General features: G+C 67.6%; 17 protein-coding genes. 8 read left to right on the forward strand and 9 right to left on the reverse strand.

What is annotated here, in order from left to right:
• Positions 1 to 6: 6 nt before the first annotated feature.
• From ACOQFS_RS14750 to sucC, 3 genes are all read right to left on the reverse strand, one after another.
• On the reverse strand, positions 7 to 2676 hold the full coding sequence (locus ACOQFS_RS14750) for a CHASE2 domain-containing serine/threonine-protein kinase (protein ID WP_421563578.1): 2670 nt from the start codon (positions 2674 to 2676) through the stop codon (positions 7 to 9).
• Positions 2677 to 3040: 364 nt separating this feature from the next.
• Positions 3041 to 3937, reverse strand: coding sequence for a succinate--CoA ligase subunit alpha (sucD, locus tag ACOQFS_RS14755; RefSeq protein WP_291441810.1), 897 nt, complete (start codon positions 3935 to 3937; stop codon positions 3041 to 3043).
• 15 nt (positions 3938 to 3952) lie between these two features.
• Positions 3953 to 5113, reverse strand: coding sequence for an ADP-forming succinate--CoA ligase subunit beta (gene sucC / locus ACOQFS_RS14760; RefSeq protein WP_421563579.1), 1161 nt, complete (start codon positions 5111 to 5113; stop codon positions 3953 to 3955).
• A 209-nt stretch (positions 5114 to 5322) separates the two neighbouring features.
• On the opposite strand from sucC, the gene argC reads away from it, so the two are divergent.
• Positions 5323 to 6255: an N-acetyl-gamma-glutamyl-phosphate reductase gene (gene argC, locus ACOQFS_RS14765; protein WP_421563580.1), complete on the forward strand. Its 933-nt coding sequence runs from the start codon at positions 5323 to 5325 to the stop codon at positions 6253 to 6255.
• Between the two features lie 112 nt (positions 6256 to 6367).
• Here argC and recX read toward each other — a convergent pair whose 3' ends face one another.
• Both recX and recA read right to left on the reverse strand, forming a co-directional pair.
• Positions 6368 to 6829, reverse strand: coding sequence for a recombination regulator RecX (gene recX, locus ACOQFS_RS14770; protein ID WP_421563581.1), 462 nt, complete (start codon positions 6827 to 6829; stop codon positions 6368 to 6370).
• A 164-nt stretch (positions 6830 to 6993) separates the two neighbouring features.
• Positions 6994 to 8097: a recombinase RecA gene (gene recA / locus ACOQFS_RS14775; RefSeq protein WP_421563582.1), complete on the reverse strand. Its 1104-nt coding sequence runs from the start codon at positions 8095 to 8097 to the stop codon at positions 6994 to 6996.
• Between the two features lie 141 nt (positions 8098 to 8238).
• Between recA and ACOQFS_RS14780 the strand changes: the two genes are divergently transcribed.
• On the forward strand, positions 8239 to 8763 hold the full coding sequence (locus tag ACOQFS_RS14780; protein ID WP_421563583.1) for a MarR family winged helix-turn-helix transcriptional regulator: 525 nt from the start codon (positions 8239 to 8241) through the stop codon (positions 8761 to 8763).
• On the opposite strand, the gene ACOQFS_RS14785 is transcribed toward ACOQFS_RS14780, so the two are convergent.
• Entirely contained in the window at positions 8736 to 9710 is a 975-nt protein-coding gene (locus ACOQFS_RS14785) for a LysR substrate-binding domain-containing protein (RefSeq protein ID WP_421563584.1), read from the reverse strand. The two genes, ACOQFS_RS14780 and ACOQFS_RS14785, sit on opposite strands and share 28 nt — an antisense overlap.
• 132 nt (positions 9711 to 9842) lie before the next feature.
• On the opposite strand from ACOQFS_RS14785, the gene ACOQFS_RS14790 reads away from it, so the two are divergent.
• The 4 genes from ACOQFS_RS14790 (at position 9843) to ACOQFS_RS14805 (ending at position 14234) form a co-directional block, all read left to right on the forward strand.
• Positions 9843 to 10808 (forward strand): tripartite tricarboxylate transporter substrate binding protein BugE, encoded by a 966-nt coding sequence (locus ACOQFS_RS14790; RefSeq protein WP_421563585.1) that lies wholly within the window; start codon positions 9843 to 9845, stop codon positions 10806 to 10808.
• Positions 10809 to 10970: 162 nt separating this feature from the next.
• The gene (locus ACOQFS_RS14795; protein ID WP_421563586.1) at positions 10971 to 11900 is read left to right on the forward strand and encodes an N-formylglutamate amidohydrolase; all 930 of its coding nucleotides are present in this window, start codon (positions 10971 to 10973) and stop codon (positions 11898 to 11900) included.
• A 108-nt stretch (positions 11901 to 12008) separates the two neighbouring features.
• Positions 12009 to 12683, forward strand: coding sequence for a response regulator (locus ACOQFS_RS14800; protein WP_421563587.1), 675 nt, complete (start codon positions 12009 to 12011; stop codon positions 12681 to 12683).
• Between the two features lie 78 nt (positions 12684 to 12761).
• A complete protein-coding gene (locus ACOQFS_RS14805; protein WP_421563588.1) occupies positions 12762 to 14234 on the forward strand; it encodes a sensor histidine kinase in 1473 nt (490 codons plus the stop codon).
• Positions 14235 to 14255: 21 nt separating this feature from the next.
• Here the strand turns inward: ACOQFS_RS14805 and ACOQFS_RS14810 are convergent, their stop codons facing one another.
• From ACOQFS_RS14810 to ACOQFS_RS14820, 3 genes are read right to left on the reverse strand one after another with little or no spacing between them, the layout of a single operon-like run.
• Positions 14256 to 14984, reverse strand: coding sequence for an SPOR domain-containing protein (locus ACOQFS_RS14810; protein ID WP_421563589.1), 729 nt, complete (start codon positions 14982 to 14984; stop codon positions 14256 to 14258).
• Between the two features lie 37 nt (positions 14985 to 15021).
• Positions 15022 to 15900, reverse strand: a complete 879-nt coding sequence (locus ACOQFS_RS14815; protein WP_421563590.1) for a biotin--[acetyl-CoA-carboxylase] ligase — start codon at positions 15898 to 15900, stop codon at positions 15022 to 15024.
• A complete protein-coding gene (locus tag ACOQFS_RS14820) occupies positions 15897 to 16484 on the reverse strand; it encodes an SET domain-containing protein (protein ID WP_421563591.1) in 588 nt (195 codons plus the stop codon). The genes ACOQFS_RS14815 and ACOQFS_RS14820 overlap by 4 nt, the downstream gene beginning before the upstream one ends.
• A 119-nt stretch (positions 16485 to 16603) precedes the next feature.
• Between ACOQFS_RS14820 and ACOQFS_RS14825 the strand changes: the two genes are divergently transcribed.
• Both ACOQFS_RS14825 and ACOQFS_RS14830 read left to right on the forward strand, forming a co-directional pair.
• Positions 16604 to 19540, forward strand: coding sequence for a DNA topoisomerase III (locus ACOQFS_RS14825; protein WP_421563592.1), 2937 nt, complete (start codon positions 16604 to 16606; stop codon positions 19538 to 19540).
• A 162-nt stretch (positions 19541 to 19702) separates the two neighbouring features.
• The gene (locus ACOQFS_RS14830; protein ID WP_421563593.1) at positions 19703 to 20485 is read left to right on the forward strand and encodes a helix-turn-helix transcriptional regulator; all 783 of its coding nucleotides are present in this window, start codon (positions 19703 to 19705) and stop codon (positions 20483 to 20485) included.
• Positions 20486 to 20672 lie beyond the last annotated feature (187 nt).

Here is a 20672-nt window from a genome sequence, read left to right on the forward strand (position 1 = left end):
CGAACGTCATCGAGCCCCTGACGGTGGCGGGGGTGCCGTGCCCCGCACAGCGGGTGGATCCATCACGGTTTCCTGAAAATCCGCCATTTCATGCCCTGTCGCATCGCGGTCCGCATCATAGACGACTGCCTTGGGCGCTTCCAGCTCCGTGGGCGCAGCGCCTGCGGCCTGCCGCAAGTCGGCCGCAAACTGCCTTCCGGTCTGATAGCGTGCCTCCGGGCGCTTCTTCAGGGCCAGCGCCACGACGTTGGCGACGGCGCCCGAAATCTCAGGCCGGATCTGGCGAATGTCGGGCGGCTCCACGGTGGCGATCTTGTGCATCAGCTCGGTCATGGACTCGCCGCGCAGCGGCAGCGTCCCGGTCAGCAGCTGGAACAGGGTGACGCCCAGCGCATACAGGTCGGTGCGTCCATCCACCTTCTTTCCAGCCAGCTGTTCGGGCGACATGAAGCTGGGGGTGCCCAGCACGAGGCCCGTGCGGGTCTTGCTGGAATCGGTGATGCGGGCAATGCCGAAGTCGGTGACCTTGACCGTGTCCGAGCCGCTGTCGAACATGATGTTGGCGGGCTTGATGTCGCGGTGCACCACGTTGTGGGTGTGTGCGTAATCCAGCGCATCCGCCACCCGCGCCGCGATGGACAGCACCGTGGCCACGGGCAGAAGGTGGTCCTTGCGGCAGGCGGCCGCCAGGTCCGTGCCTTTCAGGAACTCCATGGCGATGTACGCCAGGTCGTGCTCCTCTCCGGCATCAAAGATGGTCACGATGTGCGGATGCTGCAGCCGGCCCGCAGTTTCCGCCTCGCGGAAGAAGCGGCTGCGGGCGTCCACCAGCGCGCTGCCTTCGAACTCCTGGCTCAGGGCCAGGGTCTTGATGGCGACGATGCGGCCAATCTTGGGATCGCGTCCCTGGTAGACCACGCCCATCGCGCCCTTGCCCAGTTCCTTCTCAATCTGGTAGCGCCCGAGCATGGGGATGCCCACAGAGGCGTCGCCGGGCAAGCGAGGGGGCTCGCTGTGGTGCGGCGGCAGTGACGACGGTGCGGCTGGGGAGCGGCTGTCTGCACCTTGCTGAAGGTGTGCACGCACTCGCTTGTAGCGGCTCTTGGCATCCTTGTAGTCGCGGTCGTGGCGCAGGATATGCCCGTAGGCGGCCTTCGCCTGGGCGAAATTGCGCTTGCGCTCGAAGTCCTGCGCCAGGTGGTACAAGTTCTCCATCAGGGCGTCGCTGGGCGGAACCTTGCGCAAGCGGTCGAAGGCCATGTCCAGCTGACCCTGCCCGTGAAGGGCCAGGCCCATCATGCGGTCGGTCTCGGCGGCCTCTGCAGACGCCGCCGCGTCGCGGACGGAAGGGCCTTGCAGGCGTCGGGCTGCTAGCACTGCTGTGCCCGCCAACGCCCCGGCGCTGGCGCCCAGCAGGGGCACCCACTGGCCGGCATAGCGCAAGAGCACCCACTCCGTGCCCGCCAGTGCCACCGCCATTGCGGCGCCGATGCCCAGGCCTGCGGCCAGCGACAGGCGCGGCGCCGCCAGCCCGAAGAACAGCGCTACCAGCGCCACGCAAAGCCACATGGCAGGCCCGGACCAGCCCGGCACCTGGATGGTCAGCCCCTGCCGCATGGCAGACACGCTGTGCGCCAGCCACTCCACGGTCGGCATGGGCTGGGCATGGCCTGTGGGGATGGACGCACCCGGCTCGGCGTCGGTGGTCGCCCCCACCAGCACGAGCTTGTCCTGGAGCGCCGTGGCTGGCACCTTGCCATGGAGCACGGCTGCAAAAGACACGCTGGTGAACACCGAGGGTGCCCCAGCGGGAGCGGCGTGGACGCGCGGGCGCACCATGGCCCGGTCGTCGGTGGGAATCACGACCCCTCCCAATCGCACGGCGGAGGGCGTGGCCTGCCAGCGCATTTCATCGGCGCCCAGATGCAGGCTGTGCCGGGTCGCCAGCAAGGCCAGCGACGCAACGCCCACGCCGTCGTCGCGCAGCACCAGACGGACTTGGCGCACTGCGCCGTCGGGGTCTTCAGGCGTCACCCAATGCCCGACGCCCGCCGCGGCGGCGCCGATGGCCGGCATGGGGTGCTGCGCAGCATGGGCGGGCGGTGTGTGTTCTCCGGGGTCTGTCAGCGCACTGCGGCGCACGTAAGGCGGCAGGGGCGCCGGCTTGCCCGAAACACCGTACTGCGACGCCAGCAGCACGTTGCCCGCTTTCAGGATGGACGATGCGAGTCGGGCGTCGGCATCCATCGCAGCGTCCGCATCCGCCGCCAGGCGGGCGAGTTCTGTGGCCAGCGGCGAGGCGTCGCCACTGCCCGCCAGGGCCGATCGGATCTTGCGAACCTGCGCGAGCCCGGCGGTGGACTCAGGCCGCAGAAAGTGCGGCAGGTAGACGATGGTCTTGGCGCCCGCAGCCGATAGCCGGTCGATGGCCTGCGCATGGACCTCGCGGGACCAGGGCAATGGGCCCAGCGCTGCCAGGCTCGCATCGTCGATGCCGACAATGGTGATCTCGGCCAGCGGTGCAGGGGCCGAAACGGGGGTGGCGGCGTCATACAACGGCAGGCTCAGCCTGTCTGCCCAGCCGGCCACAACGCACAACGCAGCGACCAGCACAACGGCTGCCGCCGCCCACAAGCCCCTCGTGTCCAGCCGCCGCGCTGCGGATTTTCGTCCCACTTGCTGTTGTTCCACTCAGTGTTTGGACTGCGGTGAAAGCAAAATTTACGCCCATGGAATTTGGGGCGCCTGGCGGGGGGGTGTTCTGCACGTGGCAGGGCAAGGGGCAGGCGGTGCGCACCAGAGTCACGCTCGCGGTGCGCCGCCATTGTCAGTGCAATGTCATTTTTGTCACATCGCGTGCTGCCGGAACTGCTTTTGCCGCACAGGCTCGGCCAGTCCGCAGGGGCCCTCGCGACGCTGTTGCCGCGAAGTTGTGGCCTTGAATGCAAAGAAGCGCCCGAAACCAGGGTTTCGGGCGCTTCTTGTGGTCAGGACCCCGTACGCGTCAGCGGACGCGGCGGGTGTGCCCCTCGGTGCGGGATTACTTCAGCTGGGCCTTGAGCAGCTTGCCCAGTTCCGACGGGTTGCGCGTGATGACGAAGCCGGACTCTTCCATGATGGCCAGCTTGGCATCGGCCGTGTCGGCGCCGCCGGAGATCAGCGCGCCAGCATGGCCCATGCGCTTGCCGGGAGGGGCCGTGACGCCCGCGATGAAGCCGACTACGGGCTTCTTCATGTTGGCCTTGCACCACTGGGCGGCTTCGGCTTCATCGGGGCCGCCGATCTCGCCGATCATGATCACGGCATCGGTGTCGGGGTCATCGTTGAACGCCTTCATCACGTCGATGTGCTTGAGGCCGTTGATAGGGTCGCCACCAATGCCCACGGCGCTCGACTGGCCCAGGCCCACTTCGGTCAGCATGGCCACGGCTTCGTACGTCAGCGTGCCCGAGCGGGACACCACGCCGATGCGGCCCTTGCGGTGGATGTGGCCGGGCATGATGCCGATCTTGATTTCATCGGGCGTGATCAGGCCGGGGCAGTTGGGGCCCAGCAGCAGGGTCTTCTTGCCGCCAGCCGCTTCCTTGGCCTTCATCTTGTTGCGCACCATCAGCATGTCCTTGACCGGAATGCCTTCGGTGATGCAGATGGCCAGGTCCAGATCGGCTTCCACGGCTTCCCAGATCGCGTCCGCAGCGCCTGCGGGCGGCACGTAGATCACCGACACGGTGGCGCCGGTTTGCTGGGCGGCTTCCTTGACGGAGGCGTAGATCGGGATGTTGAAGATCGACTCGCCGGCCTTCTTGGGGTTCACGCCCGCCACGAAGCAGTTCTTGCCATTCGCGTATTCCTGGCACTTCTCGGTGTGGAACTGGCCGGTCTTGCCCGTGATGCCCTGGGTGATGACCTTGGTGTCTTTGTTGATGTAGATCGACATGTGTGTTCTCCGGGCTTACTTGACGGCAGCAACGATCTTGGTCGCGGCTTCGGCCATGGTGTCTGCGGCGATGATGGGCAGGCCGGACTCGGCCAGCATCTTCTTGCCCAGCTCTTCGTTCGTGCCCTTCATGCGCACGACCAGCGGCACGTTGAGGTTCACGGCCTTGCAGGCGGTGATCACGCCGGTGGCGATGGTGTCGCACTTCATGATGCCGCCGAAGATGTTGACCAGAATGCCCTTGACCTTGGGGTTCTTGAGCATGATCTTGAAGGCTTCGGTCACCTTCTCGGGGGTGGCACCGCCGCCCACGTCCAGGAAGTTGGCAGGCTCGCCGCCGAACAGCTTGATGGTGTCCATGGTGGCCATGGCCAGGCCGGCGCCGTTCACCAGGCAGCCGATGTTGCCATCGAGGCTGATGTAGGCCAGGTCGAACTTGGAGGCTTCCACTTCGGCCGGATCTTCTTCGTCCAGGTCGCGGAAGGCCACGATTTCAGGGTGGCGGAACAGCGCGTTGGAGTCGAAGTTGAACTTCGCGTCCAGGGCCATCAGGTTGCCCTTGGAGTCGCAGTTCAGCGGGTTGATTTCCACCAGCGACGCGTCGGTGTCCATGTAGCACTTGTAGATCTTGCCGAAGATGTCCACGGCCTGGTCGATCGAAGCGCCGGTCAGGCCGATGGCGGCCGCGACCTTCTTGCTCTGCTCGGCGGTGATGCCGACCAGCGGGTCGATCATCTCGGTGACGATCTTCTCGGGCGTGGAGTGCGCCACTTCCTCGATGTCCATGCCGCCTTCGCTCGAAGCGATCAGGGCGACCTTTTGCGTGGCGCGGTCGGTGACCAGCGACACATACAGCTCGTTCTTGATGTCGGCGCCGTCTTCGATGTACAGGCGGCGGACCTTCTGGCCTTCAGCGCCGGTCTGGTGCGTGACCAGCTGCATGCCCAGGATTTCGCTGGCGCGTGCCTTCACGTCGTCAATGCTCTTGGCCACCTTCACGCCGCCGCCCTTGCCACGGCCACCGGCGTGGATCTGGGCCTTGACCACCCACACGGGGCCGCCGAGCTTCTGGGCTGCTTCCACGGCTTCTTGCACCGTGAATGCGGGAATGCCACGCGGAACGGGCACACCAAAATTGCGCAAGATTTCCTTGCCTTGGTATTCGTGAATCTTCATGAGGTCTCTCTCAGGGAAGGGTGGTAGTTACCCGTTTACCATGAACAGTTGTCTGGCCGCGGGCTTGGGACATGGCAACCTGCGACTGTATCATGTTGCAACGCACCATCCTTGTGCATCCCTGACGCCGCCGCAGGCGCTGCGTGCGGCCTTTTTCTTACCATCCATACCCGGCAACGCGTGTTTGCCGCTTTTGCAGGAGTCACTCCATGTCCAAAGTCTTTATCGATGGCGAAGCCGGCACCACCGGCCTGCAGATCCGCGAACGCCTGCAGGCCATGCCCCAGATCAAGCTGGTCAGCATCGCGCCCGAGCTGCGCAAGGACCCCGCTGCCAAGCGCGACCTCATCGCCGGGGTGGATCTGGTGGTGCTGTGCCTGCACGACGATGCCGCGCGCGACACCGTGGCCATGGTCGACGAGATCGAGCGCACCGCAGGCCGCAAGGTCAAGGTGATCGACGCCAGCACCGCCCACCGCACGGCCGATGGCTGGGTGTATGGGTTTCCGGAGCTCGCGGCAGCACAGGCGCAGGCGGTGCGCGACGCCACACGCGTCTCCAACCCCGGCTGCTACGCCACGGGCGCCATTGCCATCCTGCGTCCGCTGGTGGATGCAGGCCTGGTCCCTGCGGACTATCCCTTGAGCCTGCCGTCGGTGTCGGGCTACTCCGGTGGTGGCCGCACCATGATCGAAGCCTACGAGGCGGGCACGGCAGCGCCTTACGAGGCGTATGCGCTGGGGCTCGCGCACAAGCACATTCCTGAAATCCTGCGTTACACCGGCCTCACGCGCCGCCCGGTGTTCATTCCTGCCGTGGGCAATTTCCGCCAGGGCATGCTGGTGCAGCTGCCCCTGCACCTCGATGCGCTCCCCGGCGCCCCCAAGGCCAGCGACCTGCACGACGCGCTCAGCACCCACTACGGTCGCACCAACACGCCCGAGCAGTGGGTCAGCGTGCTGCCGCCCACCGATGACCTGAAGCTGGCCGCCGACACGCTGGCCGACACCAACAAGCTCGAATTGCGCGTGTTTGCCAACGAGCAGTACCGGCAGGCCGTCGTCGTGGCGCGCCTGGACAACCTGGGCAAGGGCGCCAGCGGCGCCGCCGTGCAGAACCTGCAACTGATGCTGGGCGTGTAAGGCTGGGCGTGTAAGCCCCGCGAGCGCGCTGCAGGGTGCCTTGGGGTGGGTCGCAAGGCCCGCTCCCTTCCGCTTTTTTCTCCGTCCAGGTCCACGCCGTCCAGGGCGGCCCTCACCCCTCGGCGCCCGGGTCTTCCCAGCCCTGCACCGCGCGGCGCACCACGTCCGCAGAAAACCCCCGCGTCAGCAAAAAGCGCATCTGCTTGGCGCGGCCTTGCGGGCCGGCGGCGGGCGCGCCGAACTTGCGGCGCCACACTTCGCGCGCGCGCTCCAGCTCGCTGGGCTGCAGCTGGGCCACGGCCTGCTGCACGGCCTCGGGCGCCAGCCCCTTGGCCTGCAGCTCCTGGCGGATGCGCGCGGCCCCCAGCCGGCCGGCGCGGCGGTGCAGCACCGACTCCACCACGCGAGTGTCGCTGATGAAATCCTGCGCCTGCAACTCGTCCAGCACGGCCGCCAGGTTGTCGCCCTCTTGCACATGGGGCGCCAGCTTGCGCTGCAGCTCGGTGCGCGAATGTTCGCGCTGGCTCAGCAGCCGCAGTGCGCGGCCCTTGAGCGAAAGGGTGCCAAAAGCCATGGCGTGGAGCAGAAGGGGCGGGCGTCGGAGCCAGAGGCCGCAGCCGCTGTCGCATCCGGCATGGTGCTATTGAAGTGATAGCTGTCGGCGCTTGTCCAATAAGCGCTGAAGGCTATTTTTGTTCAATATTCAGGGCCGGATGTCTGCCCGCCGTTCAGCTTTTCTCACTCGCCCTTGTCACCCTTGTCGCCCTTGGCGGGCTTGCCGCCCGGGGCTGCAGACGCCGAATCCAATGCCGCAGGCAGCAGCGCAATGCCCAGGCCTTCGCGCACCTTGTTCTCGATCTCCCGGGCGAGGTCGGGGTTCTCGCGCAGGAACTCGCGCGCGTTGTCGCGGCCCTGGCCGATCTTCTCGCCGTTGTAGGCGTACCAGGCGCCGGCCTTTTCCACCACCTTGGCGTTCACGCCCATGTCGATGATCTCGCCCTCGCGGCTGATGCCTTCGCCGAACAGGATGTCGAACTCGGCCGTCTTGAAGGGCGGGCTCACCTTGTTCTTGACCACCTTGACCTTGGTCTCGTTGCCGATGGCGTCGTCGCCCTTCTTGATGGTGCCGGTGCGGCGGATGTCGAGGCGCACCGAGGCGTAGAACTTGAGCGCATTGCCGCCCGTGGTGGTCTCGGGGCTGCCGAACATCACGCCGATCTTCATGCGGATCTGGTTGATGAAGATGACCATGCAGTTGGTCTTCTTGATGGTGGCGGTGAGCTTGCGCAGCGCCTGGCTCATCAGGCGGGCCTGCAGGCCGGGCAGGGCGTCGCCCATCTCGCCTTCGATTTCGGCCTTGGGCGTCAACGCGGCCACCGAGTCCACCACGATCAGGTCCACCGCGCCCGAGCGCACCAGGCTGTCCACGATCTCCAGGGCCTGCTCGCCGGTGTCGGGCTGGCTGATCAGCAAATCAGGCAGCTCCACACCCAGCTTGCTGGCGTACTGCACGTCCAGCGCGTGCTCGGCGTCCACAAAGGCGCAGGTGCCGCCCTGCTTTTGCATCTCGGCAATCACCTGCAGCGTCAGCGTGGTCTTGCCCGAGGACTCGGGGCCATAGATCTCGATCACCCGGCCGCGCGGCAGGCCGCCCACGCCCAGAGCGATATCGAGGCCCAGCGAGCCGGTGGAAACCACCTGGATGTCCTCGATGGCCTCGCCTTCGCCCAGGCGCATGATGGTGCCCTTGCCGAACTGTTTCTCGATCTGCGCCAGCGCGGCCGCCAGGGCCTTGGCCTTTTCACTGTTGGCGGTGTTGCTGCCCTTGACGGCGACGTCCATGGAAAACTCCTTGAAAAAACAATGGGTTGGATGGCAATCTGGATCTGCGATTAACGACAGGCTGGATGCTTGAACAGTAGTCTATGCGAGGTGTCTGACGGCGCGGAAGGAAATTTTGGTCAGTTTGCCTGACAATCTGGCATGGCCGATTTTCTTGCCGATTCGAAGGCGCCGCTGCAGCCGCCTCCGCCCGCCGAAGACGGCTGGCGCCAGACCCATCTCGGCCGCCTGCTCGGCCATGCGATGCGGCGCTTCGATGCGCGCGTGCTCGAACTCATGGCGCACGACGTGGAGGTGCCGCTGGCCTTGTCCAACCTGGCGGCGCGCGACCAGGTGACGGCCGCCCATGTGCACATCACGCGGCACCTCGCGCTCACGGGCGACCGGCTGACGGACCTGGCCCAGCGCGCCGGCATGACCAAGCAGGCCATGGCCGCACTGGTCGACCAGTGCGAGGCCTGGGGGCTGGTGACGCGCGAGGCCGACCCGCGCGACGCGCGCGCCCGGCGCGTGTGCTTCACGCCCACGGGGCTGGCCTGGCTGCAGGCGTTTCGCGCTGCAGTGGCGCAGGCCGAGGCTGAGTTTCGCGCCGAGGTGGGTCACGACGTGGCCACCGTGGTGGCGATCGGGCTGGAGGCCTACGCAGGCGGCGACGCGAGCGCCTGAGGCCCTTGCCCGCCTTGCATGGCCGGCGGTGTTGCCAGCTCGGCGCCGGCCAGCAGCCATTGCCGAAAGCTGCGCAGCGCGTGCAGCTGCGTGCGGCCTTCGGGGTAACACAGCCAATAGCCCATCTCGCTGTGGTAGCCGCCGCGCAGCGCTGCGTCCGGCAGCGGCTCGCGCACCAGGCCGGCCGTGATCTCGTCCTGCACCAGGCAGCGGGGCACCAGGGCCAGGCCCATGCCGGCCATCACGGCGCGGATCATGGTCTGGAACTGGTCGAACTGCGGGCCGGCCAGCGGGTCCAGCTGGCCCAGCACGCCGTGGGTTTCGCTCCAGCGCAGCCAGGCCTCGGGCACGGTCACGTGGCGCAGCAGGGTGTGGCGGGCCACGTCGCGCGGGGCGTGGATGGGCCAGTCCGCCACCTTGGTGCGCGGCGCGATCAGCGCGACATCGTTGCCCGTGATGTAGTGCGCATGGGCGCCGGGCCAGTGGCCGTCGCCGAACAGGATGGCGCAGTCCAGCTCGGGGCGCTCGAAGTTGTAGCTGTGCACATAGGGCACGAAGTGCAGCGTGACCTGCGGGTGCAGCTGCTGGAACTGCGGCAGGCGCGGGATGAGCCACTTGGCCGCGAAGGTGGGTAGGCTGGACAGGTGCAGCGCGCCGCCGCCGTCGTCGCTGGTGATCAGCTCCAGCGTGGCGGCCTCCAGCTGGGCCAGCACGGCGCGCACGGCTTTTTCGTAGCGCTCGCCCGCCGGGGTCAGCGCCAGGCGCTTGCGGCTGCGCTCGAACAGCGCCACCCCCACCCAGCCCTCCAGCTCCTTGACCTGTTTGCTCACCGCGCTCTGGGTGAGGTGCAGCGCCTCGGCCGCGCGCGACACGCCGCCGAACCGGGTGACCGTGGAAAACGCCCGCAGCAGGTGCAGGGGTGGCGAAAGGCGGCGAAGGGTCGACATGGTGGATGGGGTTCTCCGCGCAGATGGTAAGTCATCAAATCATTCACAAATGGAATGTTATCAGGCATATCCGTTGCTTGGTAGAGCGCTCTCGTTCATTTAATCTCACCGCACTTCAAAGGAGAAATGCCCATGCAACGCCGTCACCTGCTTTCCGCCCTGGCTGCCGTATCTTTCGTTCCTGGAATGTCTTTGGCGCAAGAGGGCAAGCCTCTGCGCATCGTCGTGCCCTTCCCGCCCGGGGGCGCCACCGACATCACGGCCCGCAGCCTGCAGGAATCGCTGGCACGCATCCTGAAGCAGCCCGTGGTGCTGGAAAACCGCGCCGGCGCGGGCGGCTCCATCGGCATGTCTGAAGTCGCCCGGGCCCCGGCCGACGGCCTGACCATCGGCGTGGCCACGCTCTCCACGCACGGCGTGAACCCTGCCGTGTACGGCAAGCTGCCCTACGACCCGATCAAGGACTTCGTGGGCGTCACCGAGATCGTGAAGGCGCCCGGCGTGGTCGTGGTCAACCCGTCCGTGCTGCCGGTCAAGGACTTCGCCGAGCTGGTCAAGTACCTGAAGGCCAACCCGGGCAAGGTGTCGTATGCCACGCCGGGCAACGGCACCATCGGCCACATGTGGGGCGAGCTGTTCAAGCGCAGCACGGGCACCTCGATGGTGCACATTCCCTACCGGGGCGCGGGCCCGGCCATCAACGATGTGCTGGCCGGCCAGGTGGGCGTGTACTTCGACCAGGTGGCGTCGTCGCTGCCGCACATCAAGGCCGGCAAGCTGAAGGCGCTGGCCGTGTCCTGGCCCGTGCGGCTGGACGTGCTGCCCGACGTGCCCACCTATGCCGCGCTGGGCTACCCGCAGGCCAACGAGCCCTCCTGGTTCGGCCTGGTGGCCCCCGCCGCCACGCCCCAGGCCGCCGTGGACCGCATCCAGCAGGCCGTGGCCCAGGCCCTGAAGGAGCCCGCCGTGCGCGACCGCCTGGCGGGCCAGGGCCTGTACCCCTCGGGCACCTTGTCGAAAGACTTCAGCACCCAGATCGCCCACGAGATCGACAAGATGAAGGGCGTGGCGGCCTACGCCAAGATCGCCCTGGACTGACCGGGGCCGCCGCGTGCCCGGGCGCGCGCGCTTCCCATGCCGGGCCTGCGGGCCCGGCGGCCACAGCCGGTGGGCCGGGGGTTGACCTTCTCAGGGATAACCATGGCTTTCAACCGGTCCGGGCGGCTAGGCCAGCCGCCCCACTTTGCGCACACTCTGCCTATGCATGCAGCCTTGAAACTGATCCACCACCGATTCCAGCAAGCCCAGCCGGGGCTCACCGGCTCCCCGGGGCTTGCGCAGCCCGCGAGCCCCATGGTGACCGCCGTGCCGGGCAGCACCCCGCTGGTGCTCGACTCGCCGCACAGCGGCACGCAATATCCCGCTGATTTCGGCTCTGCCTGCGACCTGCCCACGCTGCGGCGCGCCGAAGACACACATGTCGAAAAGATCTATGCCTTTGCCCCGGCCATGGGCGTGGCCTGGGTCGAAGCGCACTTCCCCCGCATCTACCTCGACGCCAACCGCGACACCACCGAGCTGGACACCAGCCTGCTCGACGGCGCGTGGACCGACCCGATCTCCACCGACCCCAAGGTGCTCAGCAAGGTGCGCCTGGGCAAGGGACTGATCTGGAAGTTCACCGACGAGGGCGAAGCCATCTACCAACGCCAGCTCACCGTGGCCGAGGTGCGTGCGCGCATCGAACGCTGCTGGCGCCCCTATCACGCGGCGGTGCAGCAGGCCATCGACGCGGCCCACGCCCGCCACGGCTACAGCATCCACATCAACTGCCATTCCATGCCCGCCGTGTCGGCCAGCCACGCCACCGACTTTCCGGGCCTGGTGCACGCCGACTTCGTGGTGGGCGACCGCGACGGCACCACGGCCAGCCCCGCGCTGTCCGCGCTGGTCTGCGAGCACCTGCGCGCGTGCGGCTACAGCGTGGAATACAACCACCCCTACAAGGGCGTGGAACTGGTGCGCCGCTACAGCAACCCCGCGCAGCACCGGCACAGCATCCAGCTGGAGATCAATCGCAAGCTCTACATGGACGAACAAAGCCTTGCCGAGCATCCCGAGGGCATGGCGCGCCTGCAGCGCGACCTGCAGGCCCTGGTGGCCAAGCTGCTGGCGACCGACCCCCGCTGACGCCCGGCACGAAACGGCAGCACAACCGCGCGAGGGGGCCTACCTGCGGCCCCTAAAATCCTGGAAAGGCGCGGCACCAGACCGCCGCCACCCACCAGGAGACTCCCCATGCGCATCCTCATTGCCGAAGACGACCAGGTGCTGGCCGACGGCCTGCTACGCACGCTGCGCGGGTCGGGGGCCGTGGTGGACCATGTGGCCAGCGGCACCGAGGCCGATGCCGCGCTGATGACCAACAACGAGTTCGACCTGCTGATCCTGGACCTGGGCCTGCCCCGGCTGCATGGCCTGGACGTGCTCAAGAAGCTGCGCAGCCGGGGCTCGGCGCTTCCGGTGCTCATCCTCACCGCCGCCGACAGCGTCGAAGAACGCGTGAAGGGCCTGGACTTTGGCGCCGACGACTACATGGCCAAGCCCTTCAGCCTGCAGGAGCTGGAGGCCCGCGTGCGCGCCCTCACGCGCCGGGGCATGGGCGGCACCAGCAGCGCCATCAAGCACGGCCCGCTGGTCTACGACCAGGCCGGCCGCGTGGCCACCATCGACGGCAAGATGATCGAGCTGTCGGCGCGCGAGCTGGGCCTGTTGGAGGTGCTGCTGCAGCGCGCGGGCCGCCTGGTGAGCAAGGAGCAGCTGGTGGAGCGCCTGTGCGAGTGGGGCGAAGAGGTGAGCAACAACGCCATCGAGGTCTACATCCACCGCCTGCGCAAGAAGATCGAGGGCGGGCCCATTCGCATCGCCACCGTGCGGGGCCTGGGCTACTGCCTGGAAAAAATCCCTGGATAGTCAAAAATGATAGCTGTCAGCGCTTGATGGATAAGCGCTGAAGGCATATTTCACTCATAAAAACCAACGGCCAGCGTCTTGAAAATCTTCCAGCGAGAGCAGCGCTCCCTGTTTGGCGAGATCCTCGACTGGATGCTCACGCCGCTGCTGCTGCTGTGGCCGGTGACGCTGGCACTGACCTGGCTGGTGGCGCAGGGCCTGGCCAACAAGCCCTTTGACCGCGCGCTCGAATACAACGCCCACGCGCTCGCGCAGCTCGTCACCGTGGTGGGCGATGAGGTGCAGTTCAACCTGCCCCAGCCCGCCAGCGAGATCCTGCGCGCCGACGACTCCGACCTCGTCTACTACCAGGTCGTGGGCCCGGGCGGCGAGTTCCTGTCGGGCGAGCGCGACCTGCCGCCGCCCTCGGCCGACGAGGTGCCCATGTCGGCCGAGGTGAAGCTGCGCGATGCGGAGATGCGCGGCATCGAGATCCGCGTGGCCTACCTCTGGGTGCGGCTGCCGCTGCCCGGCACGCCGGCGGCCCTGGTGCAGGTGGCCGAGACGCGCGAAAAACGCAGCGTGCTGGCCACCGAGATCATCAAGGGCGTGATGCTGCCGCAGTTCGTCATCCTGCCGCTGGCCGTGCTGCTGGTGTGGCTGGCGCTGGCGCGCGGCATCCAGCCGCTGAACCTGCTGGAGCAGCGCATCCGCGCACGCGACCCCGACGACCTCTCGCCGCTGGACGACCACGCCGTGCCGCTGGAGGTGGCCCCGCTGGTCTCGTCGGTGAACGACCTGCTCACGCGGCTGAGCGATTCGCTGGCCACGCAAAAGCGCTTTCTGGCCGATGCGGCCCACCAGCTCAAGACGCCGCTGGCGGGCCTGCGCATGCAGGCCGACCTGGCGCAGCGCGAGGGCACCAGCACCGAGGAACTCAAGCGCTCGCTGCAGCAGATCGGCCGCTCCAGCATCCGCGCCACCCACACCGTCAACCAGCTGCTGGCGCTGGCGCGCGCGGAAGGCAGCGGCGCGGGCATCGCCCGCCAGTCCTGCGACCTGGCCCGGCTGACCATCGAAGTGGTGCGCGACTCGGTGCCCCGTGCGCTGGAGAAGCACATCGACCTGGGCTACGACGGCGCCGAACCCGGCTCCCCCGGCGTGCTGGTGGACGGCAACCCCACGCTGCTCAAGGAGCTGGTGCGCAACCTGGTGGACAACGCCATCAACTACACGCCCTCGTCGCCCGGCAAACCCGGGGTGGTCACCGCGCGCGTGCTGGCCGACACTTTCGGCCACGTGCTGCTGCTGCAGGTGGAAGACTCGGGCCCCGGCGTGCCCGAGACCGAGCGCGAGCTGGTCTTCCAGCCCTTTTACCGCGCGCTGGGCAGCGAGGCCGATGGCTCGGGCCTGGGCCTGCCCATCGTGCTGGAGATCGCGGCCAAGCACGGTGCGGAGCTGACACTGGAAGACGCCCGCCCCGGCCAGCAGCCGCCCGGCGCGTTGTTCACCGTGCGCTTCGGCGCGCGGGACGCGGGCAGCGCGGCAGCGTCTTTTGCGGGGAAGGGCTGAGCGGCCGCGGCGCGGCCACGATCAGCCGCAGCTGCGCAGCGCCTTGCCGGCCATCGCGGCGCGCAGGCTGTCAAGCTGCGGGCGCAGCGCATCGGTCACGGCGGGCAGACGCAGGGTGAAGCCCGCCGCATCAGCCCGCTCCTGGATCACGCGGGCGGTGCGCACGCCCTTGTTGCCCAGGCTGGCCAGCTCGCGCCGCGCGGCTTCTTCGGACGTGAAGCGGCCCAGCGACAGGCCGAATTCCCAGGTGCCGCCGGCACGGTCGAAGGGCACGTTGCGGGCGCGCAGCTCGGCACGCTTCTTGTCCAGGGTTTCGAGGTCTTCGAAGCGGCCCATGTACACCATCCAGCGGCCCGCCACGGGCGTGGGGTCGAGCACCCAGCTGCCCTGCGGCAGGCTGGCGGCGGCGGTGCGCACCGCCTCGGCCTGGCGCTCGTCAAAGACGCCGGCCTGCAGGCATTCGGCCTGCTCGCCCGGCGCGGAGGCATCAGCGGCCGTGGTGGTGGAGGGGGGGGAGGAAGGAGCGAGGGGGGGAGGGGCCGCTGGGGCGGGGGCGGCCGACGAGGAGGATGAGGTGCGGCTGGGGTTCACGCGCAGGATCTGCAGGGTCTCGGGCTTGATCTGCTGGTGCATGCGCTGGGGCTCGGCCTGCTCCGCCGGCCCGTAGCCCCAGCTGCGCAGATGCCCCTGGGCCCACGCGAAGTAGCCCGCGTTGGCCAGCAGCAGCACGATCACGGCGAGTCGGAGCATGGGGCGCGGCCTTTCGCTGGGCGGTTCATCGGGGGCTTCATACCGGCGGCACGGCGCTGGGCCGCACGCTGATCTCGGAACTGGTGATGGCCTGCATGCCGCCCGCCGTGTGCACCAGCAGTGCGCCATCGTCGCCCACGCCATGCGCGGTGCCGGTGTGGCCGTCGCTCAGGGTCACGGCGCGGCCCTGCAGCACGTCGCGCGCCGCAAACCGGGGCTGCATGGGCGCAAAGCCGTAGGCTTCAAACGACTGCAGCATGGCCACCAGCGGCGGCACGATGCGTTGCAGCGCAGCGGGCGCGTCGAGCCCGGGCTCCACCTCCTGCAGGCTGCCGGGGGGCATGCGCATGCCCTCGGCGCCGCGCGGCAGCACGTTGATGCCGATGCCCACCACCACATAGCGCGCCGTGCCGGGGCCGGCATCCGCCTGCGCCGCCGCTGCCGTCGACTGGGGCGCCACAAAACTCGCGGTCTCCACCAGAATGCCGCCCAGCTTGCGGTCGCCTGCGGGCGCATCGCCACAGCCCAGCCACAGGTCATTGGGCCACTTGAGCCCCACGCACGCAGGCTGCCCGGGGCCCTTGGCGGGCAGCACGGGCTGCAGGCTCTCGGCCACGCTCACACCCACGGCGAGCGACAGGCCGGACCAGTCGCGGGGCGCGAGCGGCAGGCCCAGCGACATCATCAACGAGGCGCCGGCATCGCTTTGCCAGCTGCGCCCCAGCCGCCCGCGCCCGGCGGTCTGCTGCTCGGCCACCAGCAGGGTGGGCCCGCACTGGCCTGCGCGCGCGCGCCGCATCAGCTCAGTGTTGGTGGAGTCGATGGTGGGCAGCACCTCGACGGTAAAGCCTGGTAACAGCGGTGACACGGCTTCCCAAAGGGCCTCGGCGGGCCAGAGGATGGGGGGGGCGTTCACTGGCTGCGACCTCGCGCTGGGGCCTTTTTGGGCAAGGCGGCCTGGGTGGCCCTGGAGGAGGACGGCTTGGAAGGCGGCAGGGGCACGGGAGGCGCCCAGCCGCGCTTGGGCGCCAGCAGCGTGCCGCGGCAGTTGGCGCTGCCGCACCAGCAGGGGTATTCGGCCTTGAGCTTCTTCGTGTAGCGCTCTTCGATGATCAGGCCATAGTCGTAGTTGAGCTCTTCGCCGGCCCGGATGTTGCGCAGCGCGGTGATGAAGATACGGCCGTCCTGCTCGTCCGCGTAGCAGTTGGGGTTGCAGCTGTGGTTGATCCAGCGCGAGGAGTTGCCGCCGAACTTTGCGTCGATCACATGGTCTTCATCCACATGGAAGTAGAACGTGTGGTTGGGTTGCAGCGGGTCGTGCGGGTGCCGGTCCTGCGCCTCCTGCCAGCCGATCACCTCACCCGTGTACTCCACCAGCACCTCGCCCTCGGCGATATCCTGCACCGCAAAAACGCCCTTGCCGTGTACGCCCGAGCGCCGGGTCTGGATGCGGCGCCCGAGCGCAGGGGTCGGGGATGCAGGCGGTGCGGTGCGGGGCATGGCAAAAACTCTGTTAACTTGAATAGGCACACATGCGCGTGCGCGTGCACGCGTGAGGCAACGGATTGTAGAAGCGGCCGGCCGGATGCCGGAAAGCCAGACTGGCGAGAAACCGAAAAATGACCAAGACCCTGGTAATTGCAGAAAAACCTTCAGTGGCGCAAGACATCGTGCGCGCACTCACGCCCGTGGCGGGCAAGTTCGACAAGCACGAAGACTACTTCGAGAACGACCGCTATGTCGTCACCAGCGCCGTGGGCCACCTGGTGGAGATCCAGGCGCCCGAGCAGTTCGACGTGAAGCGTGGCAAATGGAGCTTTGCGCACCTGCCCGTGATCCCGCCGTATTTCGACTTGAAGCCCGTGGACAAGACCAAGACCCGCCTGAACGCGGTGGTCAAGCAGGCCAAGCGCAAGGACGTGACGGCCCTTATCAACGCCTGCGACGCGGGCCGCGAGGGTGAGCTGATCTTCCGCCTGATCGAACAGTACGCCGGTGGGGCCAAGCCTGACGGAAAAGGTTTCGGCAAACCCGTCAAGCGCCTGTGGCTGCAGTCCATGACGCCCCAGGCGATTCGCGACGGCTTCGACGCGCTGCGCAGCGAGCAGCAGATGGCGGGCCTCGCCAGCGCGGCGCGCAGCCGCAGCGAGGCCGACTGGCTGGTGGGCATCAACGGCACGCGCGCCATGACCGCGTTCAACTCGCGCGATGGCGGCTTCTTCCTGACCACCGTGGGCCGGGTGCAGACGCCCACGCTGTCGCTGGTGGTGGAGCGCGAAGAAAAAATCCGCAAGTTCGTGAGCCGCGACTATTGGGAAATCCACGCCACCTTTGGCGCCCAGGCCGGTGAATACCCCGCCAAGTGGTTCGACCCCAAGTGGAAGAAGGGCGAAGATGCCGAAGCCAAGGCCGACCGCGTATGGTCTGCCGCTGAAGCGCAAGCCATTGCCAACGCCGTGCGCGGCAAGCAGGCCACGGTCACCGAAGAGAGCAAGCCAACCACACAAGCGTCGCCCCTGCTGTTCGACCTGACCAGCCTGCAGCGCGAGGCCAACGGCAAGTTCGGCTTCAGCGCCAAAACCACGCTGGCCCTGGCGCAAAGCCTGTACGAGCGCCACAAGGCCCTGACCTACCCGCGTACCGACTCGCGCGCGCTGCCCGAAGACTATTTGCCCGTGGCCAAACAGACGTTTGAGATGCTGGCGGACAGCGGCATGCGGCACCTCGCGCCGCACGCGCTCACGGCACTCAACAACAACTACATCCGGCCATCGAAGCGCATCTTCGACAACAGCAAGGTGAGTGACCACTTTGCGATCATCCCCACCACGCAAGCCCCGTCGGGCCTGAGCGAGGCCGAGCAAAAACTGTACGACCTGGTGGTGCGCCGCTTCATGGCCGTGTTCTTCCCGAGCGCCGAGTACACGGTGACGACCCGCATTTCGACGGTAGCGCCCCACAACTTCAAGACCGAAGGCAAGGTGCTGGTCAAGCCGGGCTGGCTGGCCATCTACGGCAAGGAAGCGGCCGACGAAGTCGAAGGCGGCAAGGACGGCGACAAGGGCCAGAACCTGGTGCCGGTGAAGCCCGGCGAAATGGTCAACACCCTGGCCGTGGACCCCAAGGGCCTCAAGACCAAGCCCCCCGCGCGTTATTCCGAAGCCACGCTGCTCGGCGCCATGGAAAGCGCGGGCAAGCAGATCGATGACGAAGAACTGCGCAGCGCGATGCAGGAAAAAGGCCTGGGCACCCCCGCCACGCGCGCGGCCATCATCGAAGGCCTGCTGACCGAAAAGTACATGCTGCGCGAAGGCCGCGAGATCATCCCCACGGCCAAGGCCTTCCAGCTCATGACGCTGCTGCGCGGGCTGGAGGTGGAGGAACTCTGCCGCGCCGAACTCACGGGCGAGTGGGAATACAAGCTCTCGCAGATGGAGAAGGGGCAACTGAGCCGCGAAGCCTTCATGCAAGAGATTGCCGCCATGACCGAGCGCATGGTGAAGAAGGCCAAGGAATACGACCGCGACACCATCCCCGGTGACTACGCCACGCTCGCATCGCCTTGCCCCAACTGCGGCGGCGTGGTGAAGGAAAACTACCGCAGGTACGCCTGCGTGGGCAAACCGGGCAATGCAGGCGAAGGAGGCTGCGGCTTCAGCTTCGGCAAGTCGCCCGCCGGCCGCACCTTTGAAACGGCCGAGGCCGAGCAGCTGCTGCGCGACCGCAAGATCGGCCCGCTGGAGGGCTTTCGCTCCAAGGCGGGCTGGCCGTTCACGTCCGAAATCGTCATCAAGTACGACGACGAGGCGCACAACTACAAGCTCGAATTCGACTTTGGCGACGACAAAAAGGGCGAGGAGTCCGGCGAGATCGTCGAGTTTGAAGACGCCTCGCTGGGCGCCTGCCCCATCTGCGGATCGGAAGTGCACGAGCACGGCAGCAACTACGTGTGCAGCAAGGCCGTGCCCACGGCCGCCCAGCCCACACCCAGCTGCACCTTCAAGAGCGGCAAGATCATCCTGCAGCAGCCGGTGGAGCGCGAGCAGATGACCAAGCTGCTGGAGACCGGCAAGACCGACCTGCTCGACAAGTTTGTGAGCATGCGCACGCGCCGCAACTTCAAGGCCCACCTGGCGTGGGACAAGGATGCGGGCAAGGTCAACTTTGAGTTTGCGCCCAGCAAGTTTCCGCCCCGCAAACCGGCTGCGGCGGGTGCTGCTGCAAAAACAGTAGCTGCCAAGGCAAGCAAGACAAGCGCTGCGGCCAAAAAAGCCCCTGCAAAGAAGGCCGCAGCCAAGTCCACCGCCGCCAAGGCCCCGCGCAAGGCCGCTGCCGGCAAGGCTCCCAGCGCCGCCCTGGCCGCCGTGATCGGCAGCGAACCCGTGGCCCGCCCCGAGGCCGTGAAGAAGATGTGGGAATACATCAAGGCCCACAACCTGCAGGACCCCAAGGACAAGCGCACCATCGTGGCGGACGACAAGCTGCGCGCCGTGTTTGGCAAGGACAGCGCAGGCATGTTCGAGCTGGCGGGCATCCTGGGCAACCACCTGGGGTGACGTGAAGCACCCCCTGAGTCGCCTTCGGCGCCTTCCCCCTCCAGGGGGACGACGCCCTCGCTGCGGGGCGGCCCTTGCTAGGCGTCCCGCGCTTGGGCAGCGCTCCTTGCATCGGTGGGGGGGTCTGCGCAATGCGGTGTGCCCCTCCGAGGATTGAGAGGAATGACCGTGGACGCCGCCGCACTGTCGTTGCAGATTGCGACCACAGTCCACCACCGCATCCACACCATCACGGTGCGCATGGACTCGGTGGGCTGGGTGGTGTCGGGCACCAAGCTTCTGGTCACGCCCGGGGGCAGCCACCGCTACCCCAGCGGGCGCGTGTTTGTGCTGCCACGCGGGGCGCAGTGGGAGGTGGTCAACGACCCGGCGCCCCAGGGCCGGTATGTGGCGCGGCTGCTGTGTTTTGCGCCCGAGCTGGTGGAGCAGTTCCATCGCCAGTTCGGCCAGTTCGCAGCGGTGCCCGCAGTGCAGGGCTGCGCGGGCTTGGCGGCCGATGCAGCGTTTGAAGACAGCTTCATGCGTGCTGTGGCGGCGCTGGAGAGCGAGACCAGCTCGCGGGCCCTGCGCGAGCACCGCGCGTTGGAGGTGTTGCTGGTACTGGCCGAGGCCGGCTTGGTGTTTGCGCCACCGGGCGAGCTGGGCTGGGCCGAGCGTGTGCGCCGGCTGATCGGCCCCAGCCCGCAGTCCGACTGGACAGTCGAGCGCCTCGCCGCGGCCTTTGCCATCAGCGCCAGCACGCTGCAGCGCCGCCTCGCGCAGGAAGGCGAAACCGTGAGCCAGTGCCTGCGCGATGTGCGGCTGGAGACGGGGCTGGTGCTGCTGCAAAGCTCCACGCTGCAGGTGTCCGAGATCGCAGCGCGCTGCGGCTACGAATCGCACAGCCGCTTCAGTGCCGCGTTCCGCGAGCGCTTTGGGTTTCCACCCTCGCAGCTGCGGCCCTGAGGCGGGGGCCAAGGCGCCAGTTCAAAAAGATCAGGTCCGTTCACTGAGCGCAGTCGAAGCGCCGCGCAAGGCTTCGACAAGCTCAGCCCGAACGGGATGGGTGCGTTGAGGCAACGCTGAACAAGTCCCTCGCGCGCCGCGCATCCCCGCTTTGGGCGGCCTGCCGCGTTGCAAATGCTCGCAATAG

The organism is Paracidovorax sp. MALMAid1276 (assembly GCF_049198005.1).
In the GTDB taxonomy this organism is placed as follows: Bacteria; Pseudomonadota; Gammaproteobacteria; order Burkholderiales; family Burkholderiaceae_C; genus Acidovorax.